This window comes from Sphingobium sp. HDIP04, assembly GCF_000445085.1.
GTDB lineage: Bacteria > Pseudomonadota > Alphaproteobacteria > Sphingomonadales > Sphingomonadaceae > Sphingobium > Sphingobium indicum.
Window position 1 is genome coordinate 108,116 of sequence record NZ_ATDO01000114.1, and the last position, 16,590, is coordinate 124,705.

The 16,590-nt window shown below is 60.9% G+C and carries 15 protein-coding genes; 9 read left to right on the forward strand and 6 right to left on the reverse strand.

The window, feature by feature from the left end; genetic code table 11:
* Window positions 1-6: 6 nt before the first annotated feature.
* From L286_RS41085 to L286_RS41095, 3 genes are read left to right on the forward strand one after another with little or no spacing between them, the layout of a single operon-like run.
* A complete protein-coding gene (locus L286_RS41085) occupies window positions 7-1,245 on the forward strand; it encodes an MFS transporter (RefSeq protein WP_031293506.1) in 1,239 nt (412 codons plus the stop codon).
* Window positions 1,242-2,579, forward strand: coding sequence for an MFS transporter (locus tag L286_RS41090; RefSeq protein WP_021223846.1), 1,338 nt, complete (start codon window positions 1,242-1,244; stop codon window positions 2,577-2,579). Before L286_RS41085 ends, L286_RS41090 begins: the two co-directional genes overlap by 4 nt.
* Window positions 2,576-3,823, forward strand: a complete 1,248-nt coding sequence (locus L286_RS41095) for a mechanosensitive ion channel family protein (RefSeq protein WP_021223847.1) — start codon at window positions 2,576-2,578, stop codon at window positions 3,821-3,823. The genes L286_RS41090 and L286_RS41095 overlap by 4 nt, the downstream gene beginning before the upstream one ends.
* Here the strand turns inward: L286_RS41095 and L286_RS41100 are convergent.
* Complete coding sequence (locus L286_RS41100) at window positions 3,820-5,373, reverse strand: L,D-transpeptidase family protein (RefSeq protein WP_274518526.1); 1,554 nt, start codon at window positions 5,371-5,373, stop codon at window positions 3,820-3,822. The genes L286_RS41095 and L286_RS41100 overlap by 4 nt on opposite strands.
* Before the next feature lie 150 nt (window positions 5,374-5,523).
* Between L286_RS41100 and L286_RS41105 the strand changes: the two genes are divergently transcribed.
* Both L286_RS41105 and L286_RS41110 read left to right on the forward strand, forming a co-directional pair.
* The gene (locus L286_RS41105; RefSeq protein ID WP_021223849.1) at window positions 5,524-6,033 is read left to right on the forward strand and encodes a DUF421 domain-containing protein; all 510 of its coding nucleotides are present in this window, start codon (window positions 5,524-5,526) and stop codon (window positions 6,031-6,033) included.
* 26 nt (window positions 6,034-6,059) lie between these two features.
* Window positions 6,060-7,436: a DUF2254 domain-containing protein gene (locus tag L286_RS41110; RefSeq protein ID WP_238559335.1), complete on the forward strand. Its 1,377-nt coding sequence runs from the start codon at window positions 6,060-6,062 to the stop codon at window positions 7,434-7,436.
* Window positions 7,437-7,466: 30 nt separating this feature from the next.
* Here the strand turns inward: L286_RS41110 and L286_RS41115 are convergent, their stop codons facing one another.
* Window positions 7,467-8,786 (reverse strand): SLC13 family permease, encoded by a 1,320-nt coding sequence (locus L286_RS41115; protein ID WP_031293509.1) that lies wholly within the window; start codon window positions 8,784-8,786, stop codon window positions 7,467-7,469.
* 110 nt (window positions 8,787-8,896) lie between these two features.
* On the opposite strand from L286_RS41115, the gene L286_RS41120 reads away from it, so the two are divergent.
* The gene (locus L286_RS41120; RefSeq protein WP_021223852.1) at window positions 8,897-9,754 is read left to right on the forward strand and encodes a hypothetical protein; all 858 of its coding nucleotides are present in this window, start codon (window positions 8,897-8,899) and stop codon (window positions 9,752-9,754) included.
* A gap of 61 nt (window positions 9,755-9,815) precedes the next feature.
* Here L286_RS41120 and L286_RS41125 read toward each other — a convergent pair whose 3' ends face one another.
* Together L286_RS41125 and L286_RS41130 are read right to left on the reverse strand one after the other, a co-directional pair.
* Entirely contained in the window at window positions 9,816-10,565 is a 750-nt protein-coding gene (locus tag L286_RS41125) for a hypothetical protein (protein WP_020820580.1), read from the reverse strand.
* A 77-nt stretch (window positions 10,566-10,642) separates the two neighbouring features.
* Window positions 10,643-11,098, reverse strand: coding sequence for a response regulator (locus L286_RS41130; protein WP_238559336.1), 456 nt, complete (start codon window positions 11,096-11,098; stop codon window positions 10,643-10,645).
* A gap of 275 nt (window positions 11,099-11,373) precedes the next feature.
* Here L286_RS41130 and L286_RS41135 point away from each other — a divergent pair, with 275 nt between their 5' ends.
* Genes L286_RS41135 through L286_RS41145 form a run of 3 tightly spaced genes read left to right on the forward strand, consistent with a single transcriptional unit; the run spans window position 11,374 to window position 14,955 of the window.
* A complete protein-coding gene (locus tag L286_RS41135; RefSeq protein WP_020820578.1) occupies window positions 11,374-12,888 on the forward strand; it encodes an ATP-binding protein in 1,515 nt (504 codons plus the stop codon).
* Complete coding sequence (locus L286_RS41140) at window positions 12,885-13,571, forward strand: response regulator transcription factor (protein WP_020820577.1); 687 nt, start codon at window positions 12,885-12,887, stop codon at window positions 13,569-13,571. The genes L286_RS41135 and L286_RS41140 overlap by 4 nt, the downstream gene beginning before the upstream one ends.
* A 1-nt stretch (window position 13,572) precedes the next feature.
* Window positions 13,573-14,955, forward strand: a complete 1,383-nt coding sequence (locus tag L286_RS41145) for an alpha,alpha-trehalose-phosphate synthase (UDP-forming) (protein WP_021223854.1) — start codon at window positions 13,573-13,575, stop codon at window positions 14,953-14,955.
* 31 nt (window positions 14,956-14,986) lie between these two features.
* On the opposite strand, the gene L286_RS48640 is transcribed toward L286_RS41145, so the two are convergent.
* Window positions 14,987-15,307 (reverse strand): hypothetical protein, encoded by a 321-nt coding sequence (locus L286_RS48640; RefSeq protein ID WP_139111413.1) that lies wholly within the window; start codon window positions 15,305-15,307, stop codon window positions 14,987-14,989.
* A 188-nt stretch (window positions 15,308-15,495) separates the two neighbouring features.
* Window positions 15,496-16,464, reverse strand: coding sequence for a serine hydrolase (locus tag L286_RS41150; RefSeq protein ID WP_083198920.1), 969 nt, complete (start codon window positions 16,462-16,464; stop codon window positions 15,496-15,498).
* Window positions 16,465-16,590: the final 126 nt, after the last annotated feature.

The window sequence follows — 16,590 nt, forward strand, 5'->3', positions numbered from 1 at the left end:
ACTGTCATGCTATTGGCCATCCAACCTGTCCGAAGCCTTTTGCTTTCCATCTTCATGCTGATGGCGGGCAGCGGGTTTCTGGCAACCCTGATCAGCCTGCGCTTGAACCGGGCGGGCAGCGACACGATGACCATCGGCATCGTCGCCACCGCCTATTTTGGCGGGCTGATTGTAGGGTCGCTGCGCGCGGGCGGCATAGTGCGGCGCGTGGGGCATATCCGCGGATTTGCCGCTTTCGTTGCGCTGCTCTCGGCCAGCACATTATCCTATGCGTTGTGGACGCAACCGCTGTTCTGGATGCTGTTGCGGCTGACCGACGGCATCTGCGTCGCGGGCGTGTTCGTGTGCCTGGAAAGCTGGCTGAATGACAGAGCCGATCCGCAGATGCGGGGCAGCGTGCTGGCGGCCTACATGGTCGCTCTTTATTCGGGGCAGGCGATCGGCCAGTTGCTGCTGGGGGCGACCGGGGCCTTGCCCGCCATCCCCTTCCAGATCGCCTCCATCCTGATTTCGCTGGCCATCATCCCCCTTTGCCTGACGCGCAGTTCCGCGCCTGCCCCCGTGGAGGCGAGCGCCTTTTCGATCCGGTCGTTGCTGGCGGCGTCGCCGCTGGGCGCGTGGGGCGCGGTGGCAACCGGGCTGATGCTGGGTGCCTTCTACGGGATGGCGGCGGTGCATGTAAGGCGGCTCGGGCTGGACCTTGCCGAAACAGCGCGCTTCATGATGATCGTCATTCTGGGTGGTGTGGCGCTGCAATGGCCGCTGGGGCGCCTGTCGGATCGGCATGACCGGCGGCGGGTGATTGTCGGCAGCTTTGCAGCGGCGGCGCTGACAAGCGTGGCGCTGTCGATGACCGGCGGTAGCGGCCTGATGCTGATGGGACTAGGCGCACTGTTCGGCGGATTGAGCTTCGCGCTCTATCCGCTGTGCGTAGCGCACTGCAATGACCGGCTGCTGGAGACCGAGCGAGTGGCGGCGAGCGGTCGGCTGGTGCTGCTTTATTCGATCGGCGCGGCGCTGGGGCCGGTGCTGGCGGCGGGATTCATGACGGCGGCGGGTACGGGCGGGCTGTTCCTCTTCATCGCCTGCTGCGCCGGGCTCGCCATGATGGTCGGGTTATGGCGGCAGCGCGCATCCGATCCGGTGCCGGTCATGTATCAGCAGGAATTTCAGATCATGCCACGCACCACCCCCATGGCCGCGCTGCTGGACCCCAACAGCGCCGATGAAGGACAGACGACATGACCGCGATTTCCGCCGCCGCCGTGGCCGAGCCCGCGACCGGGCAGGACGCCACGCTGCGCCGCGCTATTGCCGCGTCGGCCATGGGCAATGCGACCGAGTGGTTCGACTATGGCATCTATGCCTATGGCGTGACCTATATCTCTGCCGCGTTGTTTCCGGGCAGCACGGAGGAAGCGGTGCTGTTTGCGCTGGCGACATTCGCGATTTCCTTCCTCGTGAGGCCGTTGGGCGGGCTGTTTTGGGGGCCGCTTGGCGACAGGATGGGACGCAAATCAGTGCTGGCGCTCACTATTTTGCTGATGTCCGGCGCTACGCTGTGTGTGGGGTTGATCCCGGATCATGCCAGCATCGGCTTTTGGGCGCCGGTGCTGCTAATAGTGCTGCGCATGGTGCAGGGTTTTTCGACCGGTGGCGAATATGGCGGCGCGGCGACCTTCATGGCGGAATATGCGCCAGACGATAAGCGCGGCTTCTATGGCAGCTTCCTGGAGTTCGGGACATTGGCGGGATTTTCGCTGGGCGCTGCGCTGATGTTGGGCTTTTCGCTGATGCTGGGCGATGCGGCCATGCATGAATGGGGGTGGCGCGTGCCATTTCTGGTGGCGGCACCCCTGGGGCTGGTCGGCATGTATCTCCGCTCAAAGATGGAAGATACACCGGTTTTTCGCGCGGCGGCGGCGTTGCATGATGCGGGGCCGCCTTCACCTAGGCTGTCACTGCTGATGCGTCGGCACTGGCGACCGATGCTGGTGGTGGGCGGACTGGTAGTGGCGCTGAACGTCGTGAATTACACGCTGCTGAGCTACATGCCCACCTATTTGCAACGCCGGATCGGCCTCACGAGCGACGAGGCGCTGATCGTGCCGATCATCGGCATGATGCTGATGATGCTGTTCCTGCCCTTTGCGGGAGCGCTCTCGGACAAGGTCGGGCGGCGCATGATGTGGCGGGTTTCGCTGATCGGGCTGCTGCTGGCGGTCATGCCGCTTTACCTCCTGATGGCGACTGGACTTGCTGGTGCGATCATCGGCTTCACGCTGCTAGGGCTGCTTTATGTTCCGCAACTCGCGACCATATCAGCAACCTTTCCCGCGCTGTTCCCGACGCAGGTGCGGTTCGCGGGGTTCGCCATCGCATATAATGTATCGACCTCAATCTTCGGCGGGACGGCCCCGGCGATTGGCAGCGGGCTGATCAGCTACACCGGCAATGAACTGATGCCCGCATTCTACATGATGCTCGCCTGCGGCGTCGGCCTGATCTCGCTGCGCTTCATGCCCGAGACGGCGGGCCGGTCCCTTTATGACGACCCTTTTGCGGAGAAACAGGCTTGATCACCAACCTTCCGGTGTCCAACGATAGTATCTCAACGCTGACGCGCGGCTATGTAAACCAGCCTTGGATTCAAACCGGGCTGGCGCTGCTGCTACTCGGGACCTTCGCCTGGATCGCGAACTGGGTCGCCAAGCGTGTGGTACTGCGAGTTCTGCTTCGTCTGTTGAACCACCTCCCCTTTCGGATCGAAGCTGGGCATCTCGGCGCAATCGTCGCGCGGCTGTCGAACATCGTGCCGGCGCTGGTCATTCAGACCGGCATAGGCGCCGTTCCGCATCTCCCAGCCGAGGGCGTTACATTCGTCCGCAGCCTGTGCACCGCATTCATCATCCTGACGATCGCGATCGCGCTCAGCGGCTTCCTGACGCTGCTCAACGATCTCTATCAGCGCCGCCCAAACGCCGCCCACCGGCCGATCAAGGGCTATGTGCAGCTGGGCAAGCTGCTGCTTTATGGCGCGGCAGCGATCCTGATCATCGCCGCGCTGATGAACCAGTCTCCGCTGCTGCTGCTGTCCGGCCTTGGCGCCATGGCGGCGGTACTGATGCTGGTGTTCAAGGACACGATCCTGTCGCTCGTTGCCTCGGTTCAGATCGGCTCCAACGACATGGTGCGCGTGGGCGACTGGATAGAAATGCCGCAGTTCAACGCCGATGGGGATGTGATTGACATCGCGCTGCATACGGTGAAGATCCAGAATTTCGACAAGACGATCACCACCGTCCCCACGCACCGCCTTATTTCGGAAAGCTTTCGAAACTGGCGCGGCATGTCTGAATCCGGGGCAAGGCGCATCATGCGTTCGTTGATGCTCGACCAGCGCAGCGTGCGCTTTCTGGACGATGGCGACATCGAGGCGATGGCGCAGCTTGCAGTGCTGCGACCCTATCTCGATCACAAACGGCAGGAGATCGAGCGATGGAATTTGGAGCATGGCGCAAGCGGCACGGTCAACGGCAGGCGGCTGACCAATATAGGCACCTTCCGCGCCTATGTGCTGGCCTATCTGCAGTCACGCAGCGACATTGCACAGGACAAGACGCTGCTTGTGCGGCAGCTTGCCCCCAGCGAGAACGGGCTGCCAATGGAAATCTATGCCTTTGCAAGCAGCACCGTCTGGAACGAATATGAGGGGATACAGGCCGACATATTCGATCACCTGATTGCGATCCTTCCCGACTTCGACCTGCGACTCTTTCAGCGGCCGACAGGCGCTGACCTCGCCGCGCTGGCAGCCGCTTAAGGTCCGATGTCGATCGCCGCCGGCTGGGACTTGCGGCCTGTGCCGATGAAGCCGAGACGCTGCGCAACCGCGTCGTTCCAGCCATAGGGATCGGCGCGGAAAGCGATTTCGCCCGATGGCCTGACAAAGACATTGCGGTAGAGCAGGCGCACGGGAATCTCGCGGGGAAGATCGACGAACTGCTCCTGTCCCGATGCTCGCGCCGCCAGCCATTTGTCCAGCACGCCTTCGTCGGAGGCAAGCATCTGCGCGAAACCAAGAGCATCCTCCACGCGGACGCAGCCATGACTGAGGTGACGTTCACTTCTTTCGAACAAGGCGGGAGCTGACGTGTCGTGCAGATAGATGGCGTGAGCGTTCCGCATGTCGAATTTCACCTCGCCGAGCGCATTGTCCGGACCCGGCTGCTGGATGATCCATCCCCCGCGCATGACCATGTTGTTGCGCCGCAGGTAGGCGGCGTCGACATCCGACAGTTCCGCCTGCTGAATGGATTTGGGTACGGTCCAGGTTGGATTGGCAACCAGGCGGAAGATCGGGGAACGAAGCAGCGGCGTCGTCCAGTCAGGACGCCCGACAATCGCCCTGCGCTCATCCATCACCAAACCGTCGCGAATATAGCGAAGGCGCGCCGCTGCGATGTTGACATCGATCCGTGTGGCGGGCAGCGTCCGGGGCATCCAACGCCGCCGCTCCAAAGCCACCGCCAACGCGCGCGCCCGATCCTGTGCACGCAGATTAAGGATGCCGAACGTGTCCGGGCCAATGATGCCGTCTGCCGCTATTCCATAGTCTTCCTGAAAGCGCTTGATCGCACTTTCAAGCCAAACGGTATAGACGGGACGCCGCTCATTATCGCCCACTGCGCGGTCAAGATTTCCCCAACTGAGATAATCATTGTCCACCAGCTGATCGGCGATGGCGGCAATTCTGGGATCACGATCGCCCACATGGATCAATCCGTTATCGGGCAACCGCTTGCGCGCGTCTTCCAGCGCCCTCGACGAATAATGGAGATAAGCCACCGACAGGCGACGATATTCGTCCGTAGCGGGAGCAAGGCTCTCCAGCCACTGACCAAGCCGGCCGGCCTTGATCGCGCTCGCCAACGCGACTGGCACATTCATGTCGGGCCGGGGCAAGGTATAGACCGGGTGCAAAGCGGCGGGATCGACGAGGCCATGCGCAAGTGCGGAGGCGTAAGCGAGCGCAAGTCGCGTGAGCTTCAGCTCACGATCGATCGCGCTGTCCGATGAGGACGGCAGCGGACCGAAATCAATGCGATCCAGGCCGTGCTTCGCCCGCTCATCAAGCGCATCGGTCAACTGCCGTTCGGCGGCCACGGACCAGCATGCCCGCCATCCCACCGCCGCATAGAGGCTGCGAACTTCGTCCTTCTGGACCGCTGCCCGCAAATCCGCCTGCGACAAAGGCCCCGGCAGAGCATATGCGGCTCCCGCCCGAAGGGGCTGCGCTTGCGCGTTCACGAAGTTCGAGAGAGAAACGGCGATAATCGCCAAAAGGCGAAAGCGAAACCGGCATAACCTCATGATCTCTTGAACGGTCCGCGAGCCCGATTTCTCCCTTTTCTGTAAGGAAAAGGAACGATTTTAAACAATTGCCAATACTGCCCCACTCTGTTCAAACAGTCTGCACTTTTCGGCAGCATGCGCGTTCCTCCAGTAGAGGAAAGGACCGCGATGCTGTTCGACAACTGGCAAGGCCTTCTGCGCGTGATCCTGGTGGGGTGTCTCGCCTATATTATGCTGGTGATCGTGCTTCGGCTCAGCGGCAAACGCACGCTGGCGAAGTTGAACGCCTTCGACCTGGTGGTCACCGTAGCGCTGGGTTCAACGCTCGCAACAGTGCTGCTGACGAAGGGAGTGGCGCTATTGGAAGGAATAGCAGCCTTCGCGCTGCTGGCGCTTCTGCAATTCATCATAGCCTGGAGCGTATGCCGATACCGGGTCGTCGCGCGGTTCGCCAAAGGGAAGCCTCGCATCCTCCTGGCCGACGGTCAGATGATCGACGGAGCTTTGCGCGCCGAGAGGGTGTCGAAAGATGAGGTGAAGGCCGCGGTGCGTTCGGCCGGCATCGGAGATCTTGGGCAGGTTGCGGCTGTCGTCCTTGAAACGGACGGAAGCCTCAGCGTCATCGGGAATGATCGAGCGGGAGCCCGAAGCGCCTGGCCTTCGGAACATGTGCGATGAGGGCGCGCCTGCTGCGCCTGGCCGATATGCTGCGGCAAAGCTATTGGTTCCTGCCGTCGCTGATGGCTGCAGCGGCCATTTTGCTGGCCGGAGGCATGATCTGGCTGGACAGCTATCAAGGTTCCTTGTGGATGGATCGCCTACCTTGGCTCCGCGCTTCCAGGCCAAGCGGCGCCCGGCAGCTATTATCCGCGATTGGCGGATCGATGATTACCGTCGCGGGCACCGTCTTTTCCGTGACGATCGCCGCCGTGGTCTATGCGTCAGGCCAATATGGTCCTCGACTGCTCAGCAACTTCATGCGGGACCGGGGCAATCAGATCACACTGGGAACATTCATCGCCACCTTCCTCTACTGTCTCGTTGTGCTGCGGACTGTCCGCTCGCCCGAAGAGTCCGGGGGCGTGGGCTTCGTACCCAATTTGGCGCTGCTCGTCGCCGTGCTGTTGGCGCTCTGTTCGATCGCCGTGCTGATCTTCTTCATCCACCATGTACCGAGCAAGATTCATATCAACAATGTCATAGAGGATGTGGGTCAAAGACTGCTGCGGGAGGTGGGCCATCGCTTTCCTCGCCTCCTCGGCGACCCGTCCAATCCCCGCCACGATGACGAAGCGGCTATCCCCGACCCGTTGCGGCGGTATGGAGATGCGCGCCCAACATCGAAGCTGCGGTTCGTGGAGTCCGCCGGAACGGGCTATATCCAGTTCGTCCGCGACGAGGAATTGCTACGCCTCGCCGCCTGCCACGACCTCGTGATAAGGCTTCATTATCAGCCAGGAGATTTCGTGCATGCTGGCCGCCCGCTCCTGGAGGCATGGCCAGCCGAACGTTGCGGTGAGGAAGCGTACCGCGCACTGGCCAACACCTTCCTGATCGGATCACAGCGAACTGCCTTGCAGGATCTGCGTTTCCTGATCGATGAGTTGGTCGAAATCGCTGCGCGCGCACTGTCGCGCGGCGTGAACGATCCTTTCACCGCGGTCACCTGCCTCGACTGGCTAAGTGCTGCTATGTCCGATCTTTGCGGCCGCGAGATACCATCGCATCTGCGCCAGGACGAAGAAGGTTCGCTGCGCGTGATTGCGCATCCGCACGGGTTCAACGAATTCCTGGACAGGGGCTTTGGCGCGCTGGCGCAATATTGCGCGAACGACATGGTCGCTGCGCAACGCTTCCTGAGTTCGTTGGGCGAAGTGGCGATGGTTTGCGACGATCCTAAGAGATTGGCGGCGATCAAACGATATGTCGACCGCATCGCACGCCTGGCCCGAAGCAGGTTGGAGGGCTTCAACCGCATCGCCGTCACCGATCGCGCGAACATGCTGCGGAACGCGCTGGAGCAGCCCGATTACCGATGGCAGCTGCGCGACGAGGCCGCCTGGCTGGGAGGCGCAGCGTGACGCTCTGCCCCCGAGCAGAGCATAGCCATGCTAAAAGGGGAAAAACCAATGGATCGCCGCAACAGCCGCAATCCAAGTGACGATGTTGAGCGGCAGTCCGACCTTGGTGAAATCAAGATAGCTGTAGCCTGCCATCTGATAGACGAGCACATTGGTCTGATAGCCGAAGGGGGTCGCGAAGGCGGCGCTGCCCGCCATCATGACGGCGACCAGGAACGGCCGCGGACTGACGCCGAGGCTTTCCGCAAGCGCAACCGCGATTGGCGTCACCAGCACAGCCACGGTGGCGTTGGACAATAGCTCGGTCAGCACCAGGGTCGCGCCGTAGAGAAGGATCAACGCTCCCAAGGGCCCAAAGAGTCCCACCTTTCCGACCAGCGCGTTCGTAGCCGAGGCCGCAAGCCCGGTCTGTTCCAGCGCTATGCCGATGACGACCATGCCGACGATCAGCATCAGGATCTCAGGGCGTAGTCCGCCATAGGCCTCCTCAGGTCGGATCACGCGGAGCAGGATCAGCAGCACCGCGCCAGCAAAGGCCGAGGCTGCAATGGGTGCGATGTTGAGAGCGGCGAGCGTGATGACCCCGATGAAGATGGCCGTCGATGTCAGCGCCCTGGTTGGCGAGAGCCGGCGCTGCACGGCAAAGTCTTCAGGCTCGCCGATCGCATCGCCGGCCAGGTCGAGGTGGCTGACGTGATGCGGGAGGGCCGCCTCCACCCTTTCAAGCGAGGCAGGCAGGGGCCTGGCAAGCAGCCGCCCGGAAAAAAGGAAGAGATACAGCCCCCCCGCCGCCGCCACGACAAGGCCAACCGGCGTGATCTCAAAAAGGGAGAAGGGCGGCTGTCCCGAAGATCGCGCCATGTCATCGACGAGAAGGTTCGTCGATGTCCCGATGAGCGTGCAGCAGCCCCCTAGCACGGCCACATAGGAAAGCGGCATCAGGAAGCGCTTGGGATCGAGCTTGAGCGACTTCGCAACGTCTCGAACGACAGGCGCGGACAGCACCACAATCGGCGTGTTGTTGAGAAATCCCGATGCGCCGCCGCACAGCAGGATGAGCAACCAGATACCCAGCGCCCCGATGCGACGGCAGAGCGCAACCGCCTTCGCTATCAGCAGATCGAGCAGGCCCGACAGTTCCATGGCGTGAGCAATGACGAACAGGGACGCGAGCGCGATGATCGCGGGACTGCCGAACGCCCCTTGTACTTCGCTGGGACGAACAGCGCCCGTGAGCAGCAGAATTGCAGCTCCAGCGAGCGCCACGACGTCTGCGCGGACCCTGTCCCAAATCAGCGCCAGAATCACGCCGGCGAGCACGAACAGGGTCACGAGTTGCTCGATCGTCATGGGCATCGGCTAGCACAAAGAGGCGAGCGAGGGAGCAGAAATGAAAAAAACCTGCAAAAACGACCAGCTAGGGGTCAATTTGCCCATCATGATCTGCTAGGCTGTTGCCTATGCCCGAAAAGAATATCCGGTTACGCATCCTCTCCCATCTTGTTGCGGCTGGAGCGGGCGGTGCGCTGGCGTTCGTCCTCATGGATACGGAGACGGCGCCTGCCCCTGCGCGCGACCAGCAGGTTGTTCAGCAGCCAAAGCCTGTAGTTGAGGTGCCGAAAATTCCTGTGATCCCTGCCCTTCCCCCGCCGCTCGACCGCGCCGCTCTCATCGCCGCGGCGGCGGATGCCGCCGACGCCGTGGCAAGCGGGACGCCCTTGCCGCAGGCTAATTCAAGGCTGGTCGGGCGCTCTTTTATCCTGCGAATGCCGTTCGGCTGCCGGGGAGAAATGAAGGAGGATGCGCAAAAGGAAAACTGGGCGGGGTGGAACTTCAATCAGAAAAGCCGGGCGCTCCGGCTTGCCGCACGCGCCACTGATCTCGCAAAGGTCGAATGGATAAGGAAGGTCGCGGGCGAAATGGCCTTCGATGCCGTGGAGGGCTTCTGGCTGCGCCGCCCTTGGACGCGTGGGGAGCAGTGTGGGACGGGCGAACTTGCGCCATCGGACGCTGTGCTGGATACTGCCGGGCAGCGCCTAGCGATTGCCCGATTTTATTCACCCGAAAGTCCCCGCACACTGAGAAGAGGCGATCGGCCCTACTCCTCTACGGTCAAGCTGGAGGAGGGAGAAGTTCCCTCAAGCCAAGGATATCAGCTTCAGCTGGAAGGCAAGCTCTCCGGTTTTCCCGATGGTCAACCAGTCCATTGTTCACAGGACAGCCCGTCCATAGCCCCCCGCTGCGTGATCGCAGTTGAGTTCGAACGCGTCGCCTTTGTCGCGCCCGGCAACGACGAACCGATCGTCAAATGGCAATGAGCCATCGCGAGCTCCGGCGCGCCGTGACCCGCAGGCCCGCGACGCGCCGAATCAATGAACGTCAGCCCGCCTTCGCCGACTGGGCAAGGACCTGGGCAGAAGGCTTGTTCGCGGCGTCGACCGTACCGTCGGCGAGCATCGCCTTCGACATGTTCGCCGCTTCGGCCTTGAGCGCTGCATCCTCACTGGTCTGGCTCACGCCAATGAGCGCGGCGAGCAGGAGGTTCCGATTCACCGGGTTGGACTGTTCGGCGACGGCCTTGCGGGCGAGCGGAACCGCCTCCGCATAGAGCGGGGCTGCGCCCGCCTTGTCCTCCTTGCCCAGCTTGAAGTTACCCAACTGGATAAGGACTCCCGTCAGCACGCCACGGCTCTGGGCGTCGGTGGGCTTGCCCCCCACGACCTTGCGCCAATACGGCAGGCTTTCTTCATACAGCGGCGCGATCGCATCGAGCTTCTGCAAGGCAGCGTTCGCAGCCGCCGTGGCATAGAGCGCGTTGGCGAGGAAATTCACATTCTCGATCTTGTCCGGCTGGGTCTTGACCGCATCGCGGATCGCCGGAAGCGCAGCTTCATATTTGGCGAGAGCTGTCGCATTGTCGCCCTGTTGCTGTGCTTGCTGCCCTGCCGTGAAATCAGTAACCGCCTTGTTGAAGGCGACGATCTGTTCCTGGCTAAGTGCTGCAGCTGGTGCCGTGGCGGGGGCAGCGGCGGGCGTTTGCGCCGGGGCTGCCCCCGAAGGTGGGGTTTGCTGCGCGGCGGCAGGCAAGGCAGTGGATAGGAACAGGATGGTGAGCAAAGTCTTGCGCATGGATTTTTCTCCGGCTGATTGGGTCCGTACGCAGGATTGAACTCCGGTACGCGACCGCGGTTGCTTTGAGGGAAACCCTAAGTCGCCAATAATTGTATCGGCTCCAAAGGAGGGAAGATGGCATCGATGATCTTCGAGGCCAGCGCATCGAGACGATAGGGCTTTGGCAGGATCGGTCCAAACTGCCGAAGGTCAACCGGAAGCTCTTGCCCGTTCAACCCGCCCGATGTGATCAGTACTCGGGTGCCGGGCCAACGAATGCTAACTTCTCGCGCCAGATCGAGGCCATCCCGTTCACCCGGCATGTTCACATCCGTGAAGAGCAAATCGATCCTGCCATTCAGTTGGTGAAGCACGTCAAGCGCCTCTTCGACGTGCTGAGCCGCGAAAACCGTGAACTCCTGGTCGATCAGAAATTCGCAGACATTCATGCTGACCAGCGCTTCATCCTCCACGACGAGGACGATCACGGGCCTCGGAAAACGAGGCCTTCCAGTCAGTCCCGCCATTGCAAACCGCACATCCGGTTTCATGCCCGCTTACAGTGCTCCAGCAGTAGCGCACGGTTGCGGCCACCCTGAAACGGCCGGCCGAGGATCGCGGATGAGTAGTAAAGATGTTATGCTGCAAAGCATTCGTATTCATCTCATCATCGGGCCGGACACCGGCCGGGGCAGTTCTGCTATCCTATTTAAGCGCATGGTGCGGCCGAGCGTTATTATAGCTTTTATATGCATGGACCAGTCCGGTCCTGCTGACTAAGCTGCGAAATGCCTCCCTCTCACCTTCCCTTGCCGTGTCGGCGTCCATGATCGACCGACAGCATCGAGAGCCGGGCCCTCCCGAGGACGCACGCCCCCTCTCGCTCGATTGGCGAGCCCTGGTCCTGGCGGCGGCTATCGTCCTGCCGTCCTGGTTCATCGCCATATATGCACAACCATCGCTCGGGCGCGTGGCGGCGGCGCTGTTCTTTGTCCTGGGCGTGGTGATTTGCGGCGCTCTGGGCGGTCTGGGCGCAGCGCTGGCTGCCGCCACCGCCGCATTCCTGCTCTACAATTTCTACCTGGTCGAACCTGTTCTGAGCTTCCAGATCTCCACCGGCCGGGACATCATTCCGTTGCTCCTGTTCAGCCTATGTGCCGTGGTGGCTGGCATTCTTGCCGCGCGGCTCAAGGAGCGGGCGCAAGCCGCTGACTACAGCAACCGCCAACTGAGCAGCCTGCTCGATATCAGCCAGTCTCTCCAATCCGCCGTGCGTGTCTCGGATATCGCAGCGACACTCGATGATCATCTGACGGGCGCGGTGGGAACAGCAACGAGGCTTTTCCTTGTCCGGGATGGCTCCTTTGATGCCGCCCAGAACAGGTCAGGCAGCGACGGCGGGCTGGAGCTTGTAAGGGAAGCCGCTGTATCCTCTAAGAGTCCGCAGCGGAACGAGCCTTACACGGCTTACCGGTTAGACAGCAGCGCTGGATTTGAAGGGGTCATTCTGTTCGAGCATGGCTCCTCCCCCAGGCTGGAAAGCGCCTTCATGTCGGCGCTTGCTAATCTAATCGCCCTGGCAGTCGAGCGCGCCGCACTTTCGGAAAGCATTTCCGAAAGCCGGGCTCAAGCCCGAACCGAGGAACTCAAGACCGCTCTGCTCTCATCGGTCAGCCACGACTTTCGGACGCCCTTGACCGCCATCAGCGCCTCCGCATCAAGCCTCATCGAATTTCGCGACAAGCTCGAACCTGCCGCGGCGGAGCGCCTGCTGCGGGGCATCGTCAACGAATGCGACCGCCTCAACCGCTACACCTCCAATCTTCTGGAAATGAGCCGCCTTGAAGCGGGGCAGTCGCTTGCTCGCACGCAGACATTGGGCGTGGCCGACACCATCAGCGCGATCATGCAGAGGATCCGCGCGCGAGCGGGCCGTCGCCAGATCGTGCGACACTTGAGCGGCCACGATCTCCTCGTGACGGTCGACGCGGCTATGTTCGAGCTTGTGCTCGTCAATGTTTTGGACAACGCGATCATCTACAGCGAAGACGGAACGCGCATCGATGTCGATATCCGCCGTGACGGCGATTGCTGCATCATCGCTGTGTCGGATGAGGGCCAGGGCATATCAGCCGAAGATCTCGAAAGGGTGTTCACGCGGTTCTACCGCGTTTCCCACCCTCGCTCCTTGCCGCGCGGAAGCGGGCTTGGCCTTGCGATCGCAAAGGGCTTTGTAGAAGCGCTCGACGGTCGGATCGATGCCAGGTCGCCTGGCGCCTACGGCCGTGGCACGACCATCACCATTACGCTCCCCCTAACAACAGAAAACCCTCCAGCATGAACTCCTTGCACATTCTCGTTGTCGATGATGAACCTTCTCTGATCGACGTGCTTCAGCCCGTTCTGGAGACGGCTGGCTACCGCATCACGGTCGCACAGGACGGACGCAACGCGATGTCCGCTATCGCAGCCGTCGAGTTCGACCTCATATTACTCGATCTCGGCCTGCCGGACCTCGACGGCAAGTCGCTTCTTCAACGCATTCGCCTTGATCAGGACGTACCCGTCATCGTCATTTCGGCACGACATCAGGAGGCTGAGAAGATAGCGGCCCTTGACGAGGGAGCGGACGATTATGTCAATAAGCCTTTCGAAATCGGCGAACTGATGGCGCGGATGCGCGCCGCAGTCCGGCGCCATTCTCTTTCGAAGGCCGAGGCATCAACCTATTCCGCCGGCGGACTGACGATTGATTTCCCGACGCGCCGCGTCACTTTGTCAGGCGAGCCGGTCAAACTATCTCCCAAGGAATATGATCTGTTGCAGACGCTTGCGCGCAAGGCCGGGCAGGTTGTCACGCACAAGCGCTTGCTTGCAGCGGGCTGGGGAGCAGATGCGACAGACACTCAATATTTGCGCGTTTATATCGGCCTTCTGCGCCAGAAGATCGAGCAGGATCCCTCAGATCCCTGCCTTCTCCTCACAGAGCCGGGTGTCGGATATCGCCTGATCGCGGCCAACTGAGATGGGCCGCCTTATCATCGTTTCGAACCGCGTTCAGCCCACAAATCCAGACGATGGCGGCGGCAGTCAGGGCGGACTTTCTGTCGCGCTTTCGGCCGCGCTGCGAGAGACTGGCGGCATCTGGTTCGGGTGGTCTGGCAATGTGACCGAGCATTTCACCGGCGGAATACATTTCGAGAAGTCAGGCGATATCACGACCGCCATCGTCGATCTCGAAGCCAAAGATGTCGAGGAATATTACAGCGGCTACGCCAATTGCACGATATGGCCCTTATTCCACTATCGGCTTGACCTGGCCCATTATGATCGTGCGTTCGCAAACGGCTATGAGCGGGTTAACCAGCGCCTCGCTGAAACATTGATCCCGCTTGTCGAGCAGGACGACCTTGTCTGGGTAAATGATTATCATCTGATGCCGCTGGGAGACCATATCCGGAAGCTGGGCCGGCGAAACCGCCTTGGATTTTTCCTGCACATTCCATGGCCGCCCATGCGTCTGCTTCTATCCCTTCCTAGCCACCGACAGTTGGTCGAGCTCTTGCTCGCCTATGATGTCGTTGGGTTCCAGGCTGATGATTGGCTGCAATCCTTTCTCGATTATCTGCGCGTTCAATTTGGCCTGGAAATGGACGAAGATGGCCGCGTCGCCTGGAATGGCCGAACTGTCCAGCTTGTTGTCTGTCCTGTAGGACTGGATGCGGAGGAGTTTAAGGCGATAAGCCTGAGCGAAGCGGCGCAGACTGTGCACCAATCCATGGTGAAAAGCGCAGCTGGCCGGACCATGATCATCGGCGTCGACAGGCTTGATCATTCCAAGGGCGTGCAAGAGCGATTCCAGGCCTATGAGCGCCTGCTATCCACTCATCCGGAGCTCCACGAACAGATATATCTGTTACAGATCTCTCCTCCATCACGCGACGAACTGGGCCAATATCAGGAAATCCGATCCGGCCTCGAAGCGTTGTCAGGTCATATCAATGGCGCCTATGCCAGTCCACAATGGGTGCCGATACGCTACGTTAACCAAGCCTATGACCGCGCCACTCTCGCGGGCATATACCGCGCCGCGCGTGTAGCTCTCGTCACCCCGCTGCGCGATGGAATGAACATCGTGGCGAAGGAATATGTGGCGGCGCAGGACTCCGATGATCCTGGCGTCCTGATCCTATCTCGTTTTGCGGGAGCCGCTGCTCAGTTGACTGAAGCGCTGCTGGTCAATCCCTACAGCAGCGAGGAGGTTTCCGAGGCGATCGCTCAGGCGCTTGCAATGCCAAGGCCGGAACGTCAGCGACGCTGGCAACAATTAAACGACATCGTCACATCTCAGGACGCAGGCTGGTGGTGCAAGATTTTCGTCAGCTTTCTTATTGAATCTCCGAGATGACCAGGATCACGTCACGACGGCTTGAGAAGGTTCACATGGTCCTTTTCCGTACATCGATACCGGTAGACTCTGCGCCACTGTAGATTGCACTGATCAAATCTTCGAGAAATGGATTGTCCGGTAACCGCTGCCGCGCCATGCCAATCGCCTTCCGCACAAGATCAGCATATAATTGCCGCCGAACTTCGACGTTGCCAGTCTGGCTATCCAGTTCTGCAAAGCCAGCGGCAAGCCTTGCTTCAATCAGTGATTGAAGCGATTGCACTGCTTGTGCGTGCCGCCAGCCAAGCCCTGAAACAACTCCATCGTTTGTCTCAGTGAAACCGAAATCTTCTTTTCCACGAACGCTCAACAAATTTTCTCCAGGCGGAGTGCCTTGATCATCAATACCAGAGAAATAGCACAGGTGTTTTTATACGATCTTTATTCGCCTCGGCCGCCCCGAGCCTGCGAATCGACTCCCGCCGCGAATGCGCCGAGGATTGCCGCAAGGCCCTGTTCTACCACCCAGTTGGTTTCGCATGGTGCGCGCCGGATGTCCTAATCCGTTCTGATAACTGCACGCGTTACGTCACCCATGAGCCGCATGCGCGCTGGGATCGGGGCACGGGTACTCGCGATCATCACCGCCACGGCATAGCGGTGGCCCTCGGGCGAAACGAGAATGCCTACGTCATTATAGCCGGTGGTCAGGCTCCCCAAGTCTTGGCCGGTGCCGGTCTTGTGCGCAAGCGTCCAGCCATTGCGAAGCCCCGAGCGCAGGCGCAGGGGCCCGGTTCTGCTGGCGCGCATCAGGCTGAGAAGATGCCGGGTCGAGGACTTGCTGAGCAGCTTTCCCTGCTTCAACAGCATCAGCCCCAAGGTCACGCCATTCGCCGAGGCTCCATCATAGGGATTAGCGAGATAACGCTTGAGCGCGCGATCGCGCGCGGCGAAGGGCATTGCCGCTCGGGCCTTCAAAAAGCCCCAGCCGCCAGCCCATTCTGGTCGCCACTGCAGCCCGGCCGTCCTTGCCTGAAGTTTGCGTTCCCCCGGGCCGAAGCCCACATCGTTTATCCTCTTTCGCTTGAGCATGGCTCGGATCGCCTCGGGACCGCCCACCTTCCAGAGCAACACGTCGTTGCAGCTGTTGGCGCTGCGCGTCAGCGCCATTTCCAACAGCTTACCGATGGTGGTGCGATAGCCGGCCTTAGTCACAAGGGGACGGATTGGCTGATGAAAGACAGTGAGGTCAGACCTCCTGACCGTTACCGGATCGGACAGGGATAGAGCTCCGTGATCGACCGCGTCCATCACTGCTATCGCCACCCATAATTTGCTGACGCTTTGCTGCGGAAGCATTCGGCCGCCATTGAAGGATACCGTCCAGCCCTCGTCCATGTTGCGCACGGAAATGCCGACTTTGCCCTTAAACGACGTTCCAAGCCCCTGCACCGCATTGAGAAGATCGGCGGGAGGCTGCGGGCGAGCAGGCGCGACCCGCTCGGGCGCAGTTGCACGGTATTTCATCGGTGCGGCATATGCGGCAGATTCAAACCGTCCAGTCGGCGCGCAACCGGTGAGAAGTGTCAAGAGCAAGGAAGCCGCCAGAGAGCAGCTTGTATAAGCGACCGACAATGTGAACCCCTTTATTGG